This window comes from Arthrobacter sp. Z1-9, assembly GCF_054792695.1.
The window spans coordinates 2,375,054-2,397,235 of the sequence record NZ_CP096456.1 but is presented as its reverse complement, the minus strand read 5'-3'; the positions used below and the strand labels follow the sequence as shown (position 1 = coordinate 2,397,235).

Genomic DNA, 22,182 nt, shown 5'->3' with positions numbered 1-22,182 from the left:
CGACTGGCTCGAAGATGGTCGATCGCCTCAGGATGCGCCGGGGGAGCGCCCCGCAGTCATGTTCCAATTCAGCCCGGGAATGGCAATGGGCGCCGCGGAAATAGTAGACTCGAAAGCGGCTATGACCCGGCTATCACCGGTGAGCTTCCGGAAGAACGCGCGAACCAGGCGGGGAGCGTCAGTAGAACCGGACGGGTAAGCCCGTCACAGCAGTAATGAGAGGCCGGAGCAGGCACGTTCCCCCGGGAACTGACAGCACCGGTAAGTGAGGTGGTACCGCGGTGAGCGTGGGGTCCGGAAGGGCAACACGGCAGCCGTCCTCGCATCCTGAACGGAACTGCCAGGCGCAAGCCGGCAGTTCGCCAAGCTCAACCCAGGATGTCGAGAATGACGTATTACCCCAAGGCCTCAGCCTCCACCAGTGGCACCTCTTCCAGCCGCAACGCGGGTGTGTCCGCCTCCGTGAAGTTCCCGGAAGTCGAAGAGCGCATCCTCAAATACTGGGACCAGGACGGCACCTTCCAGGCCAGCATCGACCAGCGCAGCCCGGACGCCCCCGGCGGTGCACCCGGCAGCAACGAGTTCGTGTTCTACGACGGCCCGCCGTTCGCCAACGGCCTGCCGCACTACGGCCACCTGCTTACGGGGTACGCGAAGGACCTCGTGGGCCGCTACCAGACCCAACGGGGCAAGCGCGTCGAGCGCCGCTTCGGCTGGGACACCCATGGGCTGCCGGCGGAGCTGGAAGCGATGAAGCAGCTGGGCATGACGGACAAGACCCAGATCGAAGCCATGGGCATCGACAAGTTCAACGACGCCTGCCGCGCCTCGGTGATGAAGTACGCCGACGAATGGCGCAACTACGTCACCCGCCAGGCACGCTGGGTGGACTTCGACAACGACTACAAGACCCTCAACGTGGAGTACATGGAGTCCGTCCTCTGGGCGTTCAAGCAGCTCCACGAAAAGGGCCTGACCTACAACGGCTATCGCGTGCTGCCGTACTGCTGGAAAGATGAAACGCCGCTGTCCAACCATGAACTGCGCATGGACGACGACGTCTACAAGAACCGCCAGGACCAGACCGTAACGGTCACCTTCCCCATCACGGCAGGGGAGTCCGAACTGTCCCACCGGCTCGCCGGGGTCCAGGCGCTCGCCTGGACCACCACACCCTGGACCCTTCCCACCAACGCCGCGCTCGCCGTCGGGCCCTCCATCACCTACGCCGTGCTGCCCGCCGGCCCCAACGGCATCAAGGCCGCCTCCGCCGACGCACCCGTCAGCGGCAGCTTCCTGCTCGCGGCGGACCTGCTGGCCAGCTACGCCAAGGACCTGGGCTACGACGATGCCGAGGCAGCACAGGCCGCCGTCGTGTCCACCCATACGGGCGCCGAGCTCGAGGGCCTGGCGTACCAGCCGCTGTGGCAGGACTTCGCCGACAACGAAAAATACGGCATGGAAAACGCGTGGCGGATCCTGGTGGCCGATTACGTCACGACCACCGACGGCACCGGCATCGTCCACCAGGCACCCGCCTACGGCGAAGACGACCAGAAGGTCTGCGAGGAGGCCGGCATCCCGGTGATCCTTTCCGTTGACGAGGGTGCCAAATTCCTCCCGCTCTTCAAGCACGGCGACCTGCACGACATCGTGGGCCTGCAGGTCTTCGAAGCCAACAAGCCCATCACCCAGGTGCTGCGCGCCCAGGGCCGCCTGGTCCGCCAGGCCAGCTACGAGCACAGCTACCCGCACTGCTGGCGGTGCCGCAACCCGCTGATCTACCGGGCCGTGTCCTCCTGGTACGTGGAGGTCACCAAGTTCAAGGACAGGATGTCCGAACTGAACCAGGAGATCAACTGGATCCCCGGCAACGTCAAGGACGGCCAGTTCGGCAAGTGGCTCGAAAATGCCCGCGACTGGTCCATCAGCCGCAACCGCTACTGGGGCAGCCCCATCCCGGTGTGGCAGTCCAGCGACCCCGAATACCCCCGCACCGACGTGTACGGCTCCCTGGCCGAGATCGAGGCCGACTTTGGCCGGCTGCCGCTGAACAAGGACGGCCAGGTTGACCTGCACCGCCCCTTCATCGACGAACTGACCCGGCCGAACCCGGACGATCCCCGCACGCCAGAAGAAGGCCAGTCGGTGATGCGCCGCGTGGAGGACGTGCTGGACGTCTGGTTCGACTCCGGCTCCATGCCGTACGGCCAGGTGCACTACCCGTTCCAGAACGAGGCCTGGTTCGATACCCACAACCCTGCCGACTTCATTGTCGAGTACATCGGGCAGACCCGCGGCTGGTTCTACATGCTGCACATCCTTTCCACGGCGCTGTTTGACCGGCCGGCTTTCCGCAACGTCATCAGCCACGGCATCGTGCTCGGTTCGGACGGGCAGAAGATGTCCAAAAGCCTGCGCAACTACCCGGACGTCTCTGAGGTGCTGGACCGCGACGGCTCGGACGCCATGCGATGGTTCCTGATGTCCAGCCCCATCCTCCGCGGCGGCAACCTGGTGGTCACCGAGCAGGGAATCCGCGACGGCGTCCGCCAGGTCATCCTGCCGCTGTGGAACGTTTACAGCTTCTTCACGCTCTACACCAACGCCTCCAACGGCGGGTCAGGCTACGACGCGAAGCTCCGCTACGACGGCTACGCCGACACGCTGGACCAGTACCTGCTGGCCAACACCGGCGACCTGGTCAGGAACATGACCGCGCAGCTGGACATTTACGACATCTCCGGGGCCTGCGATGAACTGCGCAGCTACTTGGACATGCTCACCAACTGGTACGTCCGCCGGAGCCGCCAGCGGTTCTTCGACGAAGACCAGGACGCCTTCGACGCGCTGTACACCGCACTGGAAACTGTTACCCGCGTAGCGGCGTCCCTCCTGCCGCTGGTCTCCGAGGAGATCTGGCGCGGGCTCACCGGCGGCCGTTCCGTGCACCTGGCCGACTGGCCGGATGCTGATCTGTTCCCGGCCAACCCGGACCTGGTGCAGGCCATGGACAAGGTCCAGCAGATCTGCTCCACCGGTTCCTCGCTCCGGAAGGCAGCAAACCTGCGCGTGCGCCTGCCCCTGCAGGAGCTGACTGTGGTGGCACCCGGCGCCGATGCGCTGGGCGGTTTTGCCGCCGTCGTCGCGGACGAGCTCAACCTCCGCTCGGTCCGCCTGCTGGATGCAGCCACGGCCTCCCCGGAGGAGTTCGGGATCCAGCAGAAGCTGGTGGTCAACGCCCGCGCTGCCGGTCCGCGCCTGGGCAAAAACGTGCAGGCCGCGATCAAGGGCTCCAAGTCCGGTGACTGGTCAGTGGACGACGGCGGTGTGGTCACCGCCGGCGGGCTCCAGCTGGAACCGCAGGAGTACACGCTGGAGACAGTGGTGGCGGAGTCTGAGGGCGGCAGCGCCACTGCATCGTCTGCTGTCGCAGTATTGCCCGGGGGCGGGTTCGTGGTCCTCAACACCGAGGTCACCCCGGAGCTGGAGGCCGAAGGCCTGGCCCGCGACATGGTCCGCTCCATCCAGCAGGCACGCAAGGACGCCGGTCTGGATGTCAGCGACAGGATCCGTACCAGCATCACCGCCGCCCAGGATGTGGTGGACGCTTTGACAGCCCATGAAAGCCTGATTGTCAGCGAAACCCTCACGGTGGAGCTTGGCCTGCATTCCAGCGGCGATGGCACCGAGCCGCAGATCGCCGTCGAAAAAGTAGAGGCATAATCCATGACTGATGAATTTTCCGTAGAGAGCGTCTACGCCGAACTGCTGGGCCGGGCGCCGGAAAACAAGATGGAACCGCGGCTTGCCCCGCTGTTCCGGGCGATGGACGTGCTGGGGGAGCCGAACAAGGCCTTCCCGATCATCCACGTCACCGGAACGAACGGCAAGACGTCCACCGCCCGCATGATCGAATCGGTCTTGCGGGCCCACGGCCTGAGCACCGGGCGGTACACCAGCCCGCACCTGTCCAAGGTCACCGAACGCATCAGTATTGACGGGCACCCGGTATCCGATCAGACCTTCGTCCGGATCTGGGACGAAATCCGCCCGTACCTGCAGATTGTCGACTCCGAGCTGGAAGCCGACGGGCAGCCGCGCCTGACGTACTTCGAATGCCTCACCATCCTGGGCTTTGCCATCTTCGCCGACCAGCCCGTCAACGTGGCCGTCATCGAAGTGGGTCTCGGCGGCATCACCGATGCCACCAACGTGGGCGACGGGCAGGTTTCGCTGGTCACCCCCATCTCCCTGGACCACACTGACCTGCTGGGTGACACCACCGAGGACATCGCCTACGAAAAAGCCGGCATCATCAAGCCCGGCGGCTACCTCATCAGTGCCGCCCAGCCGCTTGACGCGGCCCAGGTCCTGCTGGAGAAAGCCAAGGACGTGGGCGTGCCGTTCAAGTTCGAGGACGTGGAGTTCGGCGTCGAATCCCGGACTGTGGCAGTCGGTGGCCAGATGGTGACCATCCAGGGCATCGCGGGACGTTACCCGGATCTGCTCGTGCCGCTTCACGGCGCGCACCAGGCGCAGAACGCAGCAGTGGCAGTGGCTGCGCTGGAAGCATTCTTCGGGGGCGAAAAGGAACTGGGCTTCGACGTGCTGCAGGAAGGTTTCGCCGAGGTCACCTCCCCGGGCCGGCTTGAGGTGGTGCGCACCGCACCCACCATTGTGGTTGACGCCGCCCACAACCCCGACGGCGTCAAGGTGTCCGCAGCGGCCCTCCAGGAGGCCTTTACCTTCACCAGGCTGGTGCCGGTGGTGGGGATCCTCAAAGAGAAGGACGCCGAGGAAATCCTCCGGCAGCTCAAGGAGTCCTTGGGCGGCATGGCGGAAGAGTACTGCTTCACCCAGTCGAACTCCCCGCGCGCCGTCCCGGCAGCAGAACTTGCCGAACTCGCCATCGACCTCGGTTTCGGCGAGGACAACGTGCACATCGAGGAGAAACTCGACGACGCCCTCGAATGGGCAGTTGAACGCGCCGAAGCCAACGATGACCTTTCCGGCGGCGTGCTTGTAACCGGCTCCATCACCCTGGTGGCCGAGGCACGGATCCTGCTGGGGAAGACGGAGGCGTAGGCGATGGCCAAGCTGACCAAAGCCCAGCGCGAATGGCGGCCGGGCATGCCCAAGAAGCGGCGCTCCACCAAGGTGATGTTCGCTTCCACGGTGCTGCTCCTGGAAGCCTTCGTGATGTTTTTCGCCACCCTCGCGGTGTTCGGGCTGCGCCGCGGGGAGTTCCCACCGGCGCTGATCCTCGGTGTGGGCATCGCCTTGAGCGTCGTGATGATCGTGGCCTGCGCCTTCCTCACCAAGCCCTGGGGCATCGGGCTCGGGTGGATCCTGCAGCTCGTCTTGATCCTCACCGGCATCTTCGAGCCCGCCATGTTCCTGGTGGGCGGGCTGTTCGCACTGGCCTGGTGGTACGGAATCCGCACCGGAATCAGGCTGGACCGGGAAGCCGGCGAGCGGGCCCGTGAGCAGGCCAAATGGGAAGCAGCCCATCCGGACCAGGCCGCAGGGCCGGGCCAGCAGCCGCAGTCCCCGTAGACTTGACCCGAAATCCGTTACCAACGCATTGGAGCAGTTGTGACTACTGAGCGCACCCTCGTCCTGATCAAGCCCGACGGCGTCGCCCGCAACCTCACCGGGGCCATCCTGGCCCGGATCGAAGCCAAGGGCTACACCCTGGCCGAGCTGAAGAAGGTCGACGCGTCCCGTGAGCTGCTGGAGCAGCACTACGAGGAGCACGTCGGCAAGCCCTTCTACGAGCCCCTGGTGGAATTCATGCTCTCCGGGCCGGTAGTGGCAGCCATCTTCGAAGGCCACCGCGTCATTGAAGGCTTCCGTTCCCTGGCAGGAACCACCGACCCCACCACGGCAGCCCCCGGCACCATCCGCGGCGACTTTGGCCGTGACTGGGGCGTGAAGGTCCAGCAGAACTTGGTCCACGGCTCCGACTCCACCGATTCCGCCGAACGCGAGATCAAGATCTGGTTCCAGGCGTAGCTTCACCTGCATGACAAGTAAGGCCGATGTTCGTCACGAACATCGGCCTTATCTGTCACTTCACGGGCGGCTTTAGAAGCCCGAGGTTCCGGCGAAAACCTGGATGAAGGCGAAGAAGATGGTGGCGATGACGGCCACGTAAAGCAACGCGGTGATGATCCAGCCGGAGTCGCCCAGGATGCGGGCGGCGTTTTCCGGCATGGGAATCACCCCGGCGGTGACGTTCCGGATGGTCACCCAGACGAACAGGGGAATCATGGCCGCCCAGACAATCATGCAGAACGGGCAGAGGATGTGGATGTCGTAGAGTGCCTGCGACCACAGCCACACCACGAAGGCGAAACCGAGCGTGACCCCGGCCTGCAGGCCCAGCCAGTACCAGCGGGCGAAGGTTGCCCCGGCGAGCAGCGCCATACCAACGGTGATGACGACGGCAAAGGCCACGATGCCGATAAACATGTTCGGGAAGCCGAACAGCGAGCTCTGCCACGTTTTCATGACGTCACCACAGGAAATCCAGGGATTCACGTCGCACACCGTGGTGTGGTTGGGATCTTGGAGCACCGCGAGCTTTTCCAGCACCAGGGTTCCGGAGGCAAGCCAGCCGATGGCGCCCGTGATTACCAGCAGCCAGCCGAAGGGCCGGTTACGGGTCATTGCCGGGACGGTTCCTGCTGTCTTGCCGGCCGGATCGCTGTCCTGGTTCAGGCTCCGTTCCTGGGCAGGGGTGCCGCTGAGGGGGGAGATGCTGGGCATTGGTGTGGCGTCCTTTTCATCCGGTGCTCCTTGCCTGATTGTAACGCCGGAGGCTGGAAGGACCGTCCAGGAGAAGGAAATGAGCCAGCACGTTTGGCGCTGCCTCCGCCGGGATTTAGCCCGGGTATGAGAGAATAAACGTGGCTGGAAGACGATCCACATTCGGACTCCGGTCCGGTGGCTTGTTCCCAAGACCGCCAATGACGAGCAGGGCAGGCATCGGTTTTACCGAGGCAGTCTCCCGCGACTCCATTGAGCGGCACCTGGTTGTGGCACGTAGAACAACGGGTTTCAGAACATCCCGCCGGCCCCCACGGGCTGCCGCACCCCACTGCCGGTGCGAACCTGGGGGTATCCACTTGACTTCTGTCAACGCCTGCGGGTTTTGACAATATGTGCCCCAATGGGTGCCGGATGTGGCGGTACGTCAGGGGCAGGAGTGTTGCCACATATGGATAATGAACAAATTTCAGCCGTTAACGACGAAGCAGCGGCCGCAGACGCAGACGCTGCACCCAAAAAGGCCACGAGGACGCGCCGGAAGGCCGCGCCCAAGGCCGACGCCCTGATCCCGGAGACCGACGCCGCCGGAGCCGGCACTTCGGAAGGTGTCCCGGCCGGCGTCGATGCTGCGGAAGCCACCGCTACCGGTGCCGCGGATTCCGGCGCCCCCGAGGCCAAAGCTCCCGTCCGGCGGACCCGTGCCCGGAAGAAGGCGGACACCGCCGAACCTCTCCCGGCTTTCGCCGCAGGGGCAGAATCCCCAGAGGCAGAACCGGAAGCAGTATCCAACGCCGACGCCACTGCCGCCGCTGACGCGGAGGCTCCCGGGGTCCCGGCCGGGGAACCCGCCGTCGAGGCCGCCGAAACGAAGCCGGTCCGCCGCCGGCGGGTAGCCACCCGCAAGACGTCCGCACCGGCAACCGCGGCAGCACCGGAAGATATCCAGGCAGCCGATGTCCCGCCTGCCGTGGAAGCCGGCGCGGCGGTTCCCGCTGGGGAGGAACCGGAACCGGCCGAGGCAGCACCCGTGCCGGCGGCAGCAGGCATCGGGACAGCATCAGCAGAAGCTGCGGCACAGGCGGAAACCCCCGAAGAAGAGGGCCCCGCAGAACCAGCTCCCGTGGATCAGGCGCAAGCGGCACCTTCCAGCCCCTTCGGCTCCCTGTTCATGGAACCGGCGTCCCCTACCTCCGTGCTGTTCCAGGCACCGGACCTCAGCACCGTGGTGCGTCCGGTTCCCGCCGCTGTTGAAGAAGCAGCGGAGGACGACGCCGATGAGATCGACTCCGAGGATGCCGGCCGGCGCAGGCGCCGTGGCCGCGGCCGCCGCGGACGCAGCCGCATCGACGAGCGTGACGCCGACGCCGACCTTGAGGGCAGCGAAGATGTCGACGCCGATACTACGGACGACGCCGACGAGGACTCTGCCGGGCAGGTCGAAGAAGGCGTGACGTCCCGCCGCCGCCGGCGCCGCCGTCGCGGCGACCAGGACCTTGAGCTGACGGGCGGCGGGGATGACGATCCGCCCAACACCGTCACCCGGGTGCGTGCGCCGCGGGCCGTGACCGAGCCCGTCGTGAGCAACCGGGTTACCAGCGTCAAGGGATCCACCCGTCTGGAGGCGAAGAAGCAGCGGCGGCGCGAGTCCCGCGACACGGGCCGCCGCCGTACCGTTATCACCGAGGCCGAGTTCCTGGCGCGCCGCGAGTCTGTTGACCGCCAGATGATCGTGCGCCAGCGCGATGACAGAATCCAGATCGCCGTCCTCGAAGACGGTGTCCTGGCCGAGCATTTTGTGTCAAAGACCCAGCAGGATTCCCTGATCGGCAACGTGTACCTGGGCAAGGTCCAGAACGTGCTGCCCTCCATGGAAGCCGCCTTCGTGGACATCGGACGCGGCCGCAACGCCGTCCTGTACGCCGGTGAGGTGAACTGGGAAGCCGTCAACCTCGAGGGCAAGCAACGGCGCATCGAAAACGCCCTCAAATCCGGCGATACCGTCCTGGTCCAGGTGACCAAAGACCCCGTCGGACACAAGGGCGCACGCCTGACCAGCCAGATCTCGCTGCCCGGCCGCTACCTGGTGTTCGTACCCGGCGGTTCCATGACCGGCATCTCCCGTAAGCTGCCCGACGTCGAACGCAACCGCCTCAAGCGCATCCTTAAGGACCGCCTTCCCGAGCAGGCCGGCGTCATCGTCCGCACTGCCGCCGAAGGTGCTTCCGAGGAAGAGTTGACGCACGACATCAACCGGCTGCGCGCGCAGTGGGAGGGCATCGAGAGCCAGTCGAAGTCCACCAAGATCCTTGCCCCTGAACTGCTCTACGGCGAACCGGACCTCACCATCAAGGTGGTCCGCGACGTCTTCAACGAGGACTTCTCCAAGCTGATCGTTTCGGGCGAGGAAGCCTGGGACACCATCGAGGCCTACGTTACGTACGTAGCGCCGGACCTGGTGGGCCGGCTCGAGAAGTGGACCAAGGACCAGGACATTTTCGCTGCCTGGCGCATCGACGAGCAGATCCACAAGGCGCTGGAACGGAAGGTCTTCCTGCCCTCCGGCGGTTCACTGGTGATTGACCGCACCGAAGCCATGACCGTGGTGGACGTCAACACCGGCAAATTCACCGGCAGCGGCGGCAACCTCGAAGAGACGGTGACCAAAAATAACCTCGAGGCCGCCGAAGAAGTTGTCCGCCAGCTCCGCCTCCGCGACATCGGCGGCATCATCGTCATCGACTTCATCGATATGGTCCTCGAATCCAACCGCGACCTCGTGCTCCGCCGCATGGTGGAATGCCTGGGACGCGACCGCACCAAGCACCAGGTGGCCGAAGTGACGTCCCTTGGCCTGGTGCAGATGACGCGTAAGCGGATGGGCACCGGACTCCTCGAAGTATTCGGCGAGCAGTGTGAGGCCTGCGCCGGCCGCGGCGTGGTCACCCATGACGACCCCGTGGAGCACCGGCGTGCCAACATTGTGGCCGCCGAGCACCACATCCAGCGGACCGACAGCCGGCCTGAGGCCCGCAGCGAAAACCACCGCACCGAGGCCCAGCGGATCGACAACAACCAGCCCGGCGCGCGCCCGGACCGCAAACGGCGGCGGGGCCGCGGGGGCCAGCAGCCGGAGGTTGTCCCGGCAGCGGCAGTGCATGTCCACACCGTCCACCCTGACCCATCGGACGCTGAACGGCACGCCAAGGCGGAGGCCACCAGGCTCGCCCTTGCCAACATTGCCGCAGCCGCACATGCAGCCCACCTGCACGACGACGAAGTGGCGGCAGCCAAGCAGGCGGCCGCTGGCCAGCCCGCCACTGCCTCTGCCGCGGAGGCTGCAAAGCGCGACGACGAAGCCCGCCAGGCTGCCGTGCTGACCTTCGGCGGCGAGAAGGTGGTGTTGCCGTTCGTTGATCACGCTGAAGAGCAGCAGCAGAAGCCGGCCCTGACCCTGGACCGGCTCGCTGAGGCCTTCGCCCACCTCGGGCAGCCGGCGCCGGCCGAAGCCCAGCCCGAGCAGGCGGAAGCGGAGCAGGCAGCACCGGAGCAGAAGCCAGCGGAATCGGTGGAGCCTGTACGGGTACCCGCTGCCGCAGCCCCGGCGAAGGATTACAGCGACCACACGCTGGAACAGTCCCGGCAACGCCGGCCGCGGCGCAACCGCAGCGCCAGCCGCGCGCAGGGAGCTGCCAACGAAACCATGGTTCAGCATCACGAAAACGTGGCGGCAGCCGGCACGGGGCACACGCACGAGGCCAAGGCCCCGGAACCGGCCGGTGCCGGCGGCTCCAGTGACGGCAATGCCGGCGCCGGGAAGCCGGCCACAAAGCCGGCCGACGCGCCCATCATTTTGGGTGTAGGGGTTCCGGCCTCGGAGCTCTAAGCGTCACCGGCAACAACCACCTGAATGCCCGGCCGGCCACAACAGTGGCCGGCCGGGCATTTCCCAGTTTAAAACCAGCAATGCAAGGGCGCTCCGGCCTTTCAGGGCGCGGCGCCCGGTCGCAAAGTGTCACCTTCGGCCTGCGCCACGCAAAAAAGCTAGGCTGGGGAACTGACACGGGGTGCCGCGCAGAGAGCCGGCTGAGATCCACACCCGTTGAACCTGTCCGGCTAGCACCGGCGAAGGGATGTCTCTTGTCTACGACTCTTGTAATGCCTCCTGCCCCCTCGGCAGTCTTCACTGCACCACCAACACACCTGGGCCGGCCCGTACCCCGGGTCCTTTCCATTGCCGGCTCCGATCCTTCCGGCGGCGCCGGTATCCAGGCCGACCTGAAAAGCATCGCCGCGCTCGGCGGCTACGGGATGGCTGCCGTCACTGCCCTGACCGCCCAGAACACCCGCGGCGTCCGGTCCGTTCATGTGCCGCCGGCAGCGTTCCTGGCCGAGCAGCTGGATGCCATCAGTGACGACATCGGCATCGACGCCGTGAAGATCGGAATGCTGGGCAGCGCCGAGGTGATTGAGGCACTGGGAGCATGGCTCCGGAAGGTACGACCCGCCGTCGTGGTCCTGGACCCGGTGATGGCCGCCACCAGCGGCGACAGGCTTCTGCAGGAATCAGCCGAAGCGGCACTGCGCGGGCTCCTGCCGCTGGCCCACCTCATCACCCCCAACCTGGCGGAGCTCGCCATGCTTGTGGGCGGGGAACTGCAGGACACCTGGACCGGTGCCTTGGAACAGGGCCGCGCCCTCGCAGTTGCCACCGGGGCAACAATCCTGGTCAAGGGCGGCCACCTTATCGGCGACGAGTGCCCCGATGCGCTGGTTAACACCACAGGCCTCCTTTCCGACGACGTGGTGGTGGTTCCGGGGGAGCGGGTGGCAACGCGGAACAGCCACGGCACTGGCTGTTCGCTCTCTTCCGCCATGGCAACTGCCCAGGCGCGGCTGGGGGACTGGGAGGCGTCCCTCCGGGAGGTCAAGCCTTGGCTGGCCGGCGCGCTGGAGGCGTCCGGAACCCTGGAGGTGGGAACAGGCAACGGGCCCGTGCACCATTTCCACCACCAGCAGCCGCTGCTTCCGGAAGGGAGCTTCGCAGCGCAGCTGTGGCGTGAGGCGCAGCAGGACCTGGACGATATCCATGCCCTGGACTTCATCCGCAACCTGGCCTCGGGCAGCCTCCGGGAGGAGGAGTTTGCGTACTACCTCGCGCAGGACGCCATCTACCTCAACGGCTATTCACGCGTGTTGGCCAGGGCCAGTGCGCTGGCACCCACCGAGGCGGAGCAGCTCTTCTGGGCGGCCTCTGCCCGTCAATGTTTGGAAGTCGAGTCGGAGCTGCACCGCTCCTGGCTGAGCACCCGGCCCGTCCAGCCCCGGCTCGGCCCCGTGACCAAGTCCTACGTGGACCACCTGACCGCAGCATCGGCGTCGGGCAGCTATGCGGTGCTGGCGGCGGCCGTCCTGCCCTGCTTCTGGCTCTACGCCGAGGTGGGCGCAGCACTTCATGCCCGGTTCGTAGCGGCCGGCGAACCACCGGCGCACCCCTACGCGGACTGGCTGCGCACCTACGCCGACGAAGACTTCGCAGCCGCCACGCGCAGGGCCATCGCGATCGTGGACCAAGCAGCGCGCTCGGCCTCCGCCGCGGACCGGGCAGCCATGGTCACAGCGTTCAAGCAGTCCTGCCGCCTGGAAGTGGACTTCTTCGACGCGCCGCGCCTGCACTCCTGAGGCGTTGCCCGCGGCCTTGCCGGTACTATGGTGGGGCACGCTGCGGACGCCGGAGTTGAGCTGTGGTATCTATCACAGTCCACCCGCCGGAACCAGCCTCATTTGCGGCCGAAGGCAAAATTAGCGTATTCTGGATCTTCGGTGCTTACGCCAACACTTGGGTTATGACCCCACGGCGTTGAGGCACAGCGAGAAACCAGGCTTTTACAGGTCGGTTCCGCACGCAAATTTAGTAATAAACGTCGAGAGAAGTGAGTTCCCAAGTGGTGTACGCGATTGTCCGCGCAGGCGGCCGCCAAGAGAAGGTTTCCGTTGGAGACTTCGTTACCCTGAACCGCGTCGCCGGTGGAGCTGGCAGCACCATTCAGCTGCCCGCACTGCTCCTGGTTGACGGTGACAAGGTCACCTCTGCCGCTGCTGACCTGGCCAAGGTAACTGTTACGGCTGAGATCCTGAACGACCTCCGTGGTCCGAAGATTGTGATCCAGAAGTTCAAGAACAAGACCGGTTACAAGAAGCGCCAGGGTCACCGCCAGGAACTGACCAAGGTCAAGATCACTGGTATCCAGTAACCTTCGTTACTGTTCAGGTTTTTCAGCAGATCCCCAGAATTTAGAGGCAGGCATTTCAAATGGCACATAAAAAGGGCGCGAGCTCCACTCGCAACGGTCGTGATTCCAACGCTCAGTACCTCGGCGTGAAGCGCTTCGGCGGCCAGGTCGTCTCCGCAGGCGAGATCATCGTCCGCCAGCGCGGCACCCACTTCCACCCGGGCGCCGGCGTTGGCCGTGGCGGCGACGACACCCTGTTCGCACTGACCCCGGGAGCCGTCGAGTTCGGCACCCGCCGCGGTCGTCGCGTCGTCAACATCGTTGCTGCTGCAGCTGCAGAGTAACAAATAGTTCTGAAGCGGTGGAGCGGGCCAGATGGTCCGCTCCACTGTTCTTTTAACCGCATTACAATCGTCTTGGCGCCCCGCGGCGTCCGGGAAACAGCACTGAGGAGATCCACGTGGCCAGCTTTGTAGACCGGGTAGTACTGCACGTATCCGGCGGTAGCGGCGGCCACGGGTGTGTCTCCGTCCACCGTGAGAAGTTCAAGCCGCTGGGCGGTCCCGACGGCGGCAACGGCGGCAACGGCGGCGACGTGATCCTGCGCGTGGACCACCAGACCACCACCCTCCTGGACTACCACCACGCACCCCACCGCCACGCCAGCAACGGCGGCCCGGGCATGGGCGACTGGCGCGGCGGCAAGAACGGCGAGACGCTCATCCTCCCCGTGCCGGACGGCACCGTGGTCAAGTCCAAGGACGGCACCGTCCTCGCGGACCTCGTTGGCGAAGGCGCCGAGTACGTAGCCGCAGCAGGGGGCATCGGCGGCCTGGGCAACGCCGCGCTTTCATCGCAGAAACGCCGCGCTCCGGGATTCGCCCTGCTCGGCATCGAAGGCGAAGCCAGCGATATCGTCCTGGAACTCAAGTCGATCGCCGATATCGCCCTGGTGGGTTTCCCGTCCGCCGGCAAGTCCAGCCTCATCGCCGCCATGTCTGCGGCGCGGCCGAAGATCGCCGACTATCCCTTCACCACTCTTGTTCCCAACCTTGGTGTCGTCCAGGCCGGGGATGTCCGCTTCACCATCGCGGACGTCCCGGGCCTCATCGAAGGTGCCAGCGAGGGCAGGGGACTGGGCCACCACTTCCTGCGCCACGTTGAGCGTTGTGCGGCGCTGGTCCACGTCCTTGACTGCGGCACCCTCGAATCCGACCGCGACCCCCTCTCCGACCTCGCCGTCATCGAAGCCGAACTGGAAAAGTACGCCGTTGACATGAGCTACGCCGGGCAGGACGGCGAAGTTGTTCCGCTGAACCACCGCCCCCGCCTGGTGGCTCTGAACAAGGTGGACCTGCCCGACGGCAAGGACATGGCGGACTTTGTGCGCCCGGAACTTGAATCCCGCGGCTACCAGGTGTTCGAAGTGTCTGCCACCAGCCATGAGGGCCTGCGCCAGCTTGGCTTCGCCATGGCCGGAATCGTCAAGGCCGCCCGTGATGCTGTTGCCGCTGCGCCGCCCAAGGTGCAGCCGGCCGTGCTGCGCCCGCGTGCCGTCAACGAATCAGGCTTCAGGATCCGCCGCGAGGAAAAGGGCCTCGAGCCCCTGTTCCGCGTCATCGGCGAAAAGCCGGAGCGCTGGGTCAAGCAGACGGACTTCACCAATGAGGAAGCCATCGGCTACCTTGCTGACCGCCTCGCCAAGCTTGGCGTGGAGACGGAACTGTTCAAGCAGGGCGCCAAGCCCGGCGATACCGTTGTTATCGGCGAGGACGACGGCGTCGTCTTCGACTGGGAGCCCACCATGATGGCAGGCGCGGAACTCCTCGCATCACCGCGCGGTACCGACGTCCGCTTTGCTGATCTGGGTGACCGCCCCACCCGTGGCCAGAAGCGCGAAGAACAGCAGGAACGCAAGGACGCCAAAGCCGCCGCCCGTGCTGAACTGGAAGCAGAACGCAAGGCCGGCATCTGGACTGAGTCAGTGAGCAGCCGCAGGGTGGCCAAGCCCCTCAAGGAGAGTGGACTGGACGCAGGCGATGAGTTCTAGGGCTGCAGCCGCGGAACCGCTTGCCCGCTCGGTGGACAGGAGTGTGCTCGCCAACGCCGGACGCGTGGTGGTCAAGGTGGGTTCGTCGTCGCTGACCAGCATCAAGGGCGGCATTTCCGAGGAGTCCCTGACGGCCCTGGCGGACGCCCTGGCCGCCAAGCGGAATACGGGGACCGAGATCATCCTTGTATCCTCCGGCGCCATCGCCGCCGGCCTGGCTCCGCTGGGGCTTGCCAAGCGTCCGCGTGACCTGGCCACCCAGCAGGCGGCCGCCAGCGTGGGCCAGGGCCTGCTGATGGCCCGCTACACCCAGGCGTTCGGAGCACATGGCGTCACCGTCAGCCAGGTCCTGCTTACCGCCGAGGACCTGATGAGGCGAAGCCAGCACACCAATGCCTTCCGTGCCCTGGACCGGCTGCTCAACCTCGGGGTGGTACCCGTCGTGAACGAGAACGACACCGTCGCCACGCACGAAATCCGGTTCGGCGACAACGACCGCCTCGCCGCACTGGTGGCGCACCTGGTACGGGCGGACGCGCTGGTGCTGCTGTCCGACGTCGACTCCCTGTACGACGGCCCGCCGTCGCTCGGTGCCAAGAGGATTCCACTCGTTGAAGGCCCCCACGACCTGGAGGGCGTCTCCATCGGCAAAACTGGCAAGGCCGGCGTCGGAACCGGGGGCATGTTGACCAAGGTGGAGGCGGCGACCATGGCTGCCGGCTCGGGCATCCACGCCTTGGTCACATCAACGCCCAATGCCGCGGCTGCGCTCAACGGCGAAGACGTAGGGACCTGGTTCACAGTCAACGGGGCCCGCAAACCGGTCCGCCTGCTGTGGCTGGCGCACGTGGCGTCAGTGCAGGGCCGCCTGGTCCTGGACGACGGTGCCGTGAAGGCTGTACGGCACCACCGCACTTCGCTGCTGCCTGCAGGGATCTCCGCGGTGCACGGGGACTTTGAAGCCGGCGACGCCGTCGAGATCGCCAGTGCCGACGGCACCGTGGTGGCCCGCGGCCTGGTGAACTACTCGTCTGCCGAGCTGCCCCAGATGCTGGGCAGGTCCACCAGGGACCTTGGCGAGGCGTTGGGCACCGGCTACGACCGTGAAGTTGTTCATGTAGATGACCTCGTGCTGGTTTGAGCTCCAGGCTCGCCTAAACTTGGAACATGACTGAGGCCCTGATCCACAAGACTGCTGAAAACTCCGGAGACACTGCTGCGCCTGCCGGTGTTCCTCCCGTCGAGTCACCCGCAGCAACAATCCCGGCTGAGGTTCCGCTGTCCGCCGGCGACGTCGAAGCAGCAGTCCACGCCATCGCTGACCGTTCGCGCCAGGCCGCCCGCCGGATGGCCATGGCGAACCGTGCCTGGAAGGACCGGGCGCTCCGCGCCGTCGGTGCTGCCCTGCTGGAGAGCACTGCGGCAATCCTGTCCGCAAACGCGAAGGACGTGGCAGCAGGAAAGGCCAACGGCACCTCAGCGGCCATGCTGGACCGGCTCACCCTGACCGAAGCCCGGATCGCAGGGCTCGTGGCGGCATTGGAGAACCTCGCCGGCCTGCCCGATCCGGTGGGCAACGTGGTCCGCGGACAAACCCTCCCCAACGGGCTGCGCCTTCGGCAGGTCAACGTACCCATGGGTGTTGTGGCCGCCATCTATGAGGCACGGCCGAACGTCACCGTGGACATCGCGGGGCTTGCCCTCAAGAGCGGCAACGCGGTGATCCTGCGTGGCGGCAGCGCTGCGGAGGCCACCAACCAGGTGCTGGTGCGCCTGCTGCGCGAGGCACTCGAATCGGTCGGCCTGCCTGCCGATGCCGTCCAGACTGTTGACCAGTATGGCCGCGCCGGCGCCAATGTCCTCATGCGCGCCCGCGGCAGGGTGGACGTGCTCATTCCCCGCGGCGGCCGTGAACTCATCCAGACGGTGGTTACCAACTCAGCCGTTCCCGTTATTGAGACGGGGGAGGGGAACGTGCATATCTTCATCGACGAGTCCGCCAATGAGGACATGGCCGTGGAGATCCTCCTGAATGCCAAGACGCAGCGGCCCAGCGTCTGCAATACCGTCGAGACCCTGCTGGTCCACTCCGGCTCAACGGCATTGCCCGCCGTCGCCGCCGCACTGAGCAAGGCCGGCGTCCGGCTGCATGCCGATGAGCGCATCCGGGCCTCCCTTCCCGCATCCATTGAGTCGGAACCGGCCACTGACGAGGACTGGGGCACCGAGTACATGGACCTTGACCTCGCCGTTGCCATGGTGGACAGCCTCGATGAGGCCGTTAAGCACATCCGCACCTGGTCAACGGGGCATACCGAGGCGATCCTCACCAACGACCTCGCCAACGCCGAGCGGTTCATCGCCGAGGTGGATTCCGCAGCTGTCATCGTCAACGCCTCCACCAGGTTCACCGACGGCGGGGAACTTGGCCTTGGCGCGGAGGTGGGAATCTCCACCCAGAAGCTGCATGCGCGGGGTCCGATGGGCCTGACCGAACTCACCACCACCAAGTGGATCGTGCAGGGCGAGGGCCAGGTCCGCGGGTAGCAACGCGGTAACATAGACCAGAAGTCAGAAACGGCGGAGCTTTCCGCTGCCACAATCGTTTGAACCCAAGGGGAGAAAATGCTGCTCCAGCAGATTGCCACGACCATCGCCGAAGGCGAAGAACACGAACTCGCCCCGCTGTGGGCCGAGCCGTGGGTCTTCGGAGTGGTCATCTTTGCCATCCTGCTGGTGATGATGTTCATCACGCTGTCCTACTCAAACCTTGGAAACCGCCACTCTGCCACCGAGGAGCACGCGGATCCGCACCGCCAGCACCCCAACAAGCACGATCACGGGCAGGGCCACTAACATTTCCCGCGTTCTTCACCACAACGGAGCCAACGGCAGGCTGCGCCTGGGCGTCATGGGCGGGACTTTCGACCCCATCCATCACGGCCACCTGGTGGCAGCCAGTGAAGTGGCGGCCGAGTTCGACCTGGACGAAGTGGTTTTTGTCCCCACCGGCCAGCCGTGGCAGAAGTCCCACAAACAGGTCAGCGAACCCGAGCACCGCTACCTCATGACCGTCATCGCCACGGCTTCCAACCCGCGGTTCACGGTCAGCCGGGTGGACGTTGACCGTCCCGGGCCTACTTACACCATCGACACCTTGCGGGACCTCCGGGCCCAGCGCCCGGACGCTGATCTTTTCTTTATCACCGGGGCCGACGCGCTGGCGCAGATTCTGTCGTGGAAGGACATCGACGAGTTGTGGTCTCTGGCCCACTTCGTCGGGGTGACCAGGCCGGGGCACGTGCTGGACGGTATGGGCCGGAAGGACGTTAGCCTCCTTGAGGTGCCAGCCATGGCCATCTCATCGACCGACTGCCGTTCACGGGTGGCCGCGAACAACCCGGTCTGGTACCTCGTGCCGGACGGGGTGGTGCAGTACATCGCCAAGTACGGCCTTTACCTGGACGCCCCGGCGGCCGCCAATGCTCCAACCTCCGAAGCAAGCGAACCAGCCAGCACTGAATGAGTTCTCTATGAGTCAGGAACAGCCCCCCATCCGCAGCCGCCGGGAACTCCGGAGGGCCAGGGACGCGCAACAGCCATCCGTGGCCACAGCCACGGATCAGCTTTCGCCTGCCACTAAAAAGCCCGCGGTAAGCCGTCCCGCGCCGGGCACACCGGCACCGGCTCCTGAGCAGACACACACCCAGCGTTCCTCCCAGATCCGGGCGCGGGACCGTGCTGCGCTGCGCACCATCAAGGAGCTGGAAGAAAAAGAGGGCCAGCTGGCAGCCGGAGGTCCGCCCACGCGGCGCCAACTCCGCCTGCAGCAGCTGAAGGAACAGGCGCTGACCGCTGCCACCCCCATCATTGTGCCCGCCGGGCCGGCCGCCCCCGCCACCAAAGAGCCCGCATCTCCTGCCTCCCAGGAGAAGGCGGCGGAGGAGCAGGATTCCGCCGGCGCAAAAAGCGCGCCCTCGCCAATCTCCGATGCCCCTCACGGGATGACTGTTGAACAGGCTTTGGCAGCAAGGGCCCTGATCGCTGAGCAGGCGAAAAACCAGATCGCCAAGATGGAGCACATCGCCTCCCTCGATCCGGAAGCTGTGGACCCGCAGATCCTGGCGGAACAGATCGCACTGGCGGAACGTGCCGCCGTGCTGAACCGTCGCGCCATGGCCAAGCAGAAACTTGCCGAGCAGACCGGCGTCCCGGCCCCGGCCAATGACCCTTCGTCCCCTGACCCTGCACTCCAGCAGCAGGGACCGAAGGTGCAACCGGTTCCGGCGCAGCGGCCGGCCCCCTCGACCGCCAGCAACCTGGCCATGGTCACCCCTTTGGAATTCGTCCAGGTCCCGGGCGTTGACCGGCCGGTCATGAAACCGCCGGCAACGAGCCACGTTCCGGTCACCACCCGGCCCGGTACGAAAGTTCCCCCGTCCGGCACCAAAAAGCGGCGTCCGGCCGGCGGAGCCCGGCCGGACGGGTCCGACGCCGGACCCGGACGTTCACAGGTCATTGCCCGCGCCGAGGCTGCCGCCAGGGCCGCTGCCCGGCCCAAGGCTCCTGTCCTCCCACCGGCTGTGACGGCGGAGAGCCACGGCGAGGACGCCTTCGAGGACCTGCCCCGGGTCCCCGCCCGGTCGGCCCACGGACTGGACCCGCTGGACGCGGCAACGGCGGGGCTGGCCCGCGCCACCCGCAACCGCATCCTCCAGGTCTGTGTCCTGGCCTTCGGGATTTTGGCCCTCGTCTCGGGCATTTTCCTGATTATCAGCGGAATGTCCAGCTAACCGGCACTGCCGGCACCACAAGCTTTTTAACCAACAAGGAGTCCCGTGACTGCATCAGATTCATCCATCATCACAGCCCGCGTTGCCGCCAAGGCAGCTGCGGACAAGATCGCCCAGGACATTGTGGCCCTGGACGTGAGCGAACGCCTCGCGCTGGCCGACGTCTTCCTCATTGCCTCCGCCCCAAGCGAGCGGCAGGTCAACGCCATCGTTGACGGAATTGAAGAAGAACTCGCCAAGCAGGATCTGCGTCCAACCCGGCGCGAGGGGCGCTCCGGCGGCCGCTGGGTCCTGCTTGACTACTCGGACATCGTCATTCACGTCCAGCATGAAGAAGACCGCGTCTTCTACGCGCTGGAACGCCTGTGGAAGGACTGCCCCGTGGTGGACCTCCAGCTCGGCGACGACACCTCGGCGAAAGCTGCAGCCTCCACCGATACGGAGTAGATGCGCCGGAACCCGCCGAATATGCCCGATTTGGAATTTTCGGAATTGCTGTTCTAAGATATTTGAGTTGCTTCGGGGAAATCCGAAAGAAAAGCTCGTTGAGCGGCAATAATTCGGGGCTGTGGCGCAGCTGGTAGCGCACCTGCATGGCATGCAGGGGGTCAGGGGTTCGAGTCCCCTCAGCTCCACCGATAACCCGCCGGAATCAGTAGATTCCGGCGGGTTTTTGTTGTCCCGGGGCGTGGACGGGCACCTGCTACGGCGCCGGGCCGGGCGCCCGCCCAGCAGAAGGTGCCGATTGGCGCGCGGGACAAAAGTGCATTAAGCTGATCAGGTTGCTTTGGCGGGACATTCTCCCAAAGAAAAGCAAAGTCCGGGGCTGTGGCGCAGCTGGTAGCGCACCTGCATGGCATGCAGGGGGTCAGGGGTTCGAGTCCCCTCAGCTCCACCGGTCATCCTCCTTCAAGGGGGAAACAAAAAGGAATCATCCTTCGGGATGGTTCCTTTTTGTTTCCCCGGCAGCAGCGGTGCCTTTCCTTACAGCCACTGCCTCCTGCTCAGCGGCGGCGGGTCGCCGCCCGGCCTCTGGACCAGAACCTGGTTGATGCCCGTCAGTCCGTTCTCGAACCCCAGGGCACTGGAAGCCATATACAACCGCCACACCCGGGCCCGTCCTTGGCTGGTCAGCTTCACGGCCTGGTCCCACTGCTCCTCCAGCCGGCTCACCCATGCACGCAGTGTGAGGGCGTAATGCCGGCGCAAAGCCTCCACGTCCAGGATTTCGAAGCCCGCAGATTCCAGTGCCGTGGACATCTCGCCCAGGCTTATCATCTCGCCGTCCGGAAAGACGTACCGGGGGATAAAGGAATTAGGGTCCGGGGCGGTGGGACCGGCGTTCCAGGAAATGGCGTGGTTCAACAGCCGGCCACCGGGGCGCAGCAGGCTGAACAACGTGGCGGTGTAACGCCGCATCTCCGACCGTCCCACATGCTCGGCCATGCCGATGGAAGTGATGGCATCGAAGGGCCCGTCTTCGATATCGCGGTAATCCTGCACCCGGATGTCGATTTTTTCCGTGAGGCCGGAACCTGCAGCACGTTTGCGTGCGAGGATGGCCTGCTCCTGGGACAGGGTTACGCCCACCACCGTGACGCCGTACTTTTCGGCCGCGTGCAGGGCGAAGCTTCCCCAGCCGCAGCCCACGTCCAGCACGCGCATCCCCGGCTGGAGCCCCAGTTTGCGGCACACGAGGTCCAGCTTGGCCTCTTGGGCGGCGTCCAAACCGGCGGCGAGCCGGCCACCGGCGGGAGTCCGTCCGTCCTCCTCTTCGGGCCACACGGCGCAGGAGTAGACCATGGAGGGGCCCAGGACCAGGGCGTAGAAGTCATTGCCGACGTCGTAATGGTGGGAGATGGCGGCGGAATCCCGGCCGCGGGAGTGAAGCCTGCCTTTTCGGGCAATCCGCGCTTCCTCCGGGGGAGGAGCAGGGTTGGGGCCTAGAGCTCCCAGCCTTACGGCGGTACGGAACAGCGTCCAGAGTTGGCCCACGGTGAGCGGGCGGAAAGGGCCGGGTTCCGCAAATTTTCCGGCTGAGCTTAGCGCAGCAAAGGCGGCAAAGACGTCTCCGGGCGCATCAATATCGCCGGCCACGTAGGCCCGGCTCAGGCCCAGCTGTCCCGGGGCCCACAGCATCCGGCGAAGGGCACGCCGGGAACGGAACTCCAGGACAGGGGCCCCCTCGGGCCCGGCCTCGGAGCCGTCCCAGGCCCGCAGCCTCAGGGGTATTTCCTCAGTACCGAGCACGGTGGCAAGGGCCTTGGCGAGCCGTGCTGCGTTTCCGGTTCTAGTGGTCATGTGGTCCTCCTGTCTCCATGGGCCAAGACTA

At 65.7% G+C, this 22,182-nt stretch carries 17 protein-coding genes, 2 tRNA genes and 1 riboswitch; of the genes, 17 read left to right on the top strand and 2 right to left on the bottom strand.

What is annotated here, in order from left to right:
• Positions 1-387 precede the first annotated feature (387 nt).
• The 4 genes from ileS to ndk are packed head-to-tail and all read left to right on the top strand — an operon-like array spanning position 388 to position 6,018.
• Positions 388-3,726 carry an isoleucine--tRNA ligase gene (gene ileS / locus M1D93_RS11055; RefSeq protein WP_461171609.1) on the top strand — a complete coding sequence of 1,113 codons (3,339 nt, stop codon included), beginning with the start codon at positions 388-390 and terminating at the stop codon, positions 3,724-3,726.
• Between the two features lie 3 nt (positions 3,727-3,729).
• Positions 3,730-5,088: a bifunctional folylpolyglutamate synthase/dihydrofolate synthase gene (locus tag M1D93_RS11050; RefSeq protein ID WP_461171608.1), complete on the top strand. Its 1,359-nt coding sequence runs from the start codon at positions 3,730-3,732 to the stop codon at positions 5,086-5,088.
• A 3-nt stretch (positions 5,089-5,091) separates the two neighbouring features.
• Positions 5,092-5,559 (top strand): DUF4233 domain-containing protein, encoded by a 468-nt coding sequence (locus tag M1D93_RS11045; RefSeq protein WP_461171607.1) that lies wholly within the window; start codon positions 5,092-5,094, stop codon positions 5,557-5,559.
• A gap of 39 nt (positions 5,560-5,598) precedes the next feature.
• Positions 5,599-6,018 (top strand): nucleoside-diphosphate kinase, encoded by a 420-nt coding sequence (gene ndk / locus M1D93_RS11040; protein WP_461171606.1) that lies wholly within the window; start codon positions 5,599-5,601, stop codon positions 6,016-6,018.
• A gap of 72 nt (positions 6,019-6,090) precedes the next feature.
• On the opposite strand, the gene M1D93_RS11035 is transcribed toward ndk, so the two are convergent.
• Positions 6,091-6,774 (bottom strand): vitamin K epoxide reductase family protein, encoded by a 684-nt coding sequence (locus tag M1D93_RS11035; RefSeq protein ID WP_461171605.1) that lies wholly within the window; start codon positions 6,772-6,774, stop codon positions 6,091-6,093.
• Positions 6,775-7,225: 451 nt separating this feature from the next.
• Between M1D93_RS11035 and M1D93_RS11030 the strand changes: the two genes are divergently transcribed.
• The 13 genes from M1D93_RS11030 (at position 7,226) to M1D93_RS10970 (ending at position 20,745) form a co-directional block, all read left to right on the top strand.
• Positions 7,226-10,660: an Rne/Rng family ribonuclease gene (locus M1D93_RS11030; RefSeq protein ID WP_461171604.1), complete on the top strand. Its 3,435-nt coding sequence runs from the start codon at positions 7,226-7,228 to the stop codon at positions 10,658-10,660.
• Positions 10,661-10,827: 167 nt separating this feature from the next.
• A riboswitch (TPP riboswitch) is annotated at positions 10,828-10,925 on the top strand.
• Between the two features lie 7 nt (positions 10,926-10,932).
• Positions 10,933-12,456 carry a bifunctional hydroxymethylpyrimidine kinase/phosphomethylpyrimidine kinase gene (gene thiD / locus M1D93_RS11025; RefSeq protein WP_461174996.1) on the top strand — a complete coding sequence of 508 codons (1,524 nt, stop codon included), beginning with the start codon at positions 10,933-10,935 and terminating at the stop codon, positions 12,454-12,456.
• A 263-nt stretch (positions 12,457-12,719) separates the two neighbouring features.
• A complete protein-coding gene (gene rplU, locus M1D93_RS11020) occupies positions 12,720-13,028 on the top strand; it encodes a 50S ribosomal protein L21 (protein ID WP_142045052.1) in 309 nt (102 codons plus the stop codon).
• A gap of 59 nt (positions 13,029-13,087) precedes the next feature.
• Positions 13,088-13,351, top strand: a complete 264-nt coding sequence (gene rpmA / locus M1D93_RS11015) for a 50S ribosomal protein L27 (protein ID WP_009372867.1) — start codon at positions 13,088-13,090, stop codon at positions 13,349-13,351.
• A 116-nt stretch (positions 13,352-13,467) separates the two neighbouring features.
• The gene (obgE, locus tag M1D93_RS11010) at positions 13,468-15,057 is read left to right on the top strand and encodes a GTPase ObgE (protein ID WP_461171603.1); all 1,590 of its coding nucleotides are present in this window, start codon (positions 13,468-13,470) and stop codon (positions 15,055-15,057) included.
• The gene (proB, locus tag M1D93_RS11005) at positions 15,047-16,198 is read left to right on the top strand and encodes a glutamate 5-kinase (protein WP_461171602.1); all 1,152 of its coding nucleotides are present in this window, start codon (positions 15,047-15,049) and stop codon (positions 16,196-16,198) included. Before obgE ends, proB begins: the two co-directional genes overlap by 11 nt.
• A gap of 26 nt (positions 16,199-16,224) precedes the next feature.
• Positions 16,225-17,604, top strand: a complete 1,380-nt coding sequence (locus M1D93_RS11000) for a glutamate-5-semialdehyde dehydrogenase (RefSeq protein WP_461171601.1) — start codon at positions 16,225-16,227, stop codon at positions 17,602-17,604.
• Between the two features lie 78 nt (positions 17,605-17,682).
• Entirely contained in the window at positions 17,683-17,913 is a 231-nt protein-coding gene (locus tag M1D93_RS10995) for a hypothetical protein (RefSeq protein WP_461171600.1), read from the top strand.
• 55 nt (positions 17,914-17,968) lie between these two features.
• Positions 17,969-18,583, top strand: a complete 615-nt coding sequence (gene nadD / locus M1D93_RS10990) for a nicotinate-nucleotide adenylyltransferase (RefSeq protein WP_163164166.1) — start codon at positions 17,969-17,971, stop codon at positions 18,581-18,583.
• Between the two features lie 7 nt (positions 18,584-18,590).
• Entirely contained in the window at positions 18,591-19,850 is a 1,260-nt protein-coding gene (locus M1D93_RS10985; RefSeq protein WP_461171599.1) for a hypothetical protein, read from the top strand.
• 45 nt (positions 19,851-19,895) lie between these two features.
• The gene (gene rsfS / locus M1D93_RS10980; RefSeq protein ID WP_461171598.1) at positions 19,896-20,297 is read left to right on the top strand and encodes a ribosome silencing factor; all 402 of its coding nucleotides are present in this window, start codon (positions 19,896-19,898) and stop codon (positions 20,295-20,297) included.
• Positions 20,298-20,412: 115 nt separating this feature from the next.
• Positions 20,413-20,485: transfer RNA gene (locus M1D93_RS10975), tRNA-Ala, on the top strand.
• A 187-nt stretch (positions 20,486-20,672) separates the two neighbouring features.
• A tRNA-Ala gene (locus M1D93_RS10970) sits at positions 20,673-20,745 on the top strand.
• A gap of 89 nt (positions 20,746-20,834) precedes the next feature.
• On the opposite strand, the gene M1D93_RS10965 is transcribed toward M1D93_RS10970, so the two are convergent.
• Positions 20,835-22,151 (bottom strand): class I SAM-dependent methyltransferase, encoded by a 1,317-nt coding sequence (locus M1D93_RS10965; protein ID WP_461171597.1) that lies wholly within the window; start codon positions 22,149-22,151, stop codon positions 20,835-20,837.
• Positions 22,152-22,182 lie beyond the last annotated feature (31 nt).

Bases quoted from the DNA above. Each gene is read 5' to 3' on its own strand.
- M1D93_RS10985 (WP_461171599.1), top strand. From the start codon at position 18,591: ATGAGTCAGGAACAGCCCCCCATCCGCAGCCGCCGGGAACTCCGGAGG.
- M1D93_RS10965 (WP_461171597.1), bottom strand. From the start codon at position 22,151: ATGACCACTAGAACCGGAAACGCAGCACGGCTCGCCAAGGCCCTTGCC.
- M1D93_RS10995 (WP_461171600.1), top strand. From the start codon at position 17,683: ATGCTGCTCCAGCAGATTGCCACGACCATCGCCGAAGGCGAAGAACAC.
- M1D93_RS11035 (WP_461171605.1), bottom strand. From the start codon at position 6,774: ATGCCCAGCATCTCCCCCCTCAGCGGCACCCCTGCCCAGGAACGGAGC.
- M1D93_RS11045 (WP_461171607.1), top strand. From the start codon at position 5,092: ATGGCCAAGCTGACCAAAGCCCAGCGCGAATGGCGGCCGGGCATGCCC.
- M1D93_RS11050 (WP_461171608.1), top strand. From the start codon at position 3,730: ATGACTGATGAATTTTCCGTAGAGAGCGTCTACGCCGAACTGCTGGGC.
- rpmA (WP_009372867.1), top strand. From the start codon at position 13,088: ATGGCACATAAAAAGGGCGCGAGCTCCACTCGCAACGGTCGTGATTCC.
- ileS (WP_461171609.1), top strand. From the start codon at position 388: ATGACGTATTACCCCAAGGCCTCAGCCTCCACCAGTGGCACCTCTTCC.
- nadD (WP_163164166.1), top strand. From the start codon at position 17,969: ATGGGCGGGACTTTCGACCCCATCCATCACGGCCACCTGGTGGCAGCC.
- proB (WP_461171602.1), top strand. From the start codon at position 15,047: ATGAGTTCTAGGGCTGCAGCCGCGGAACCGCTTGCCCGCTCGGTGGAC.
- M1D93_RS11000 (WP_461171601.1), top strand. From the start codon at position 16,225: ATGACTGAGGCCCTGATCCACAAGACTGCTGAAAACTCCGGAGACACT.
- thiD (WP_461174996.1), top strand. From the start codon at position 10,933: ATGCCTCCTGCCCCCTCGGCAGTCTTCACTGCACCACCAACACACCTG.
- M1D93_RS11030 (WP_461171604.1), top strand. From the start codon at position 7,226: ATGGATAATGAACAAATTTCAGCCGTTAACGACGAAGCAGCGGCCGCA.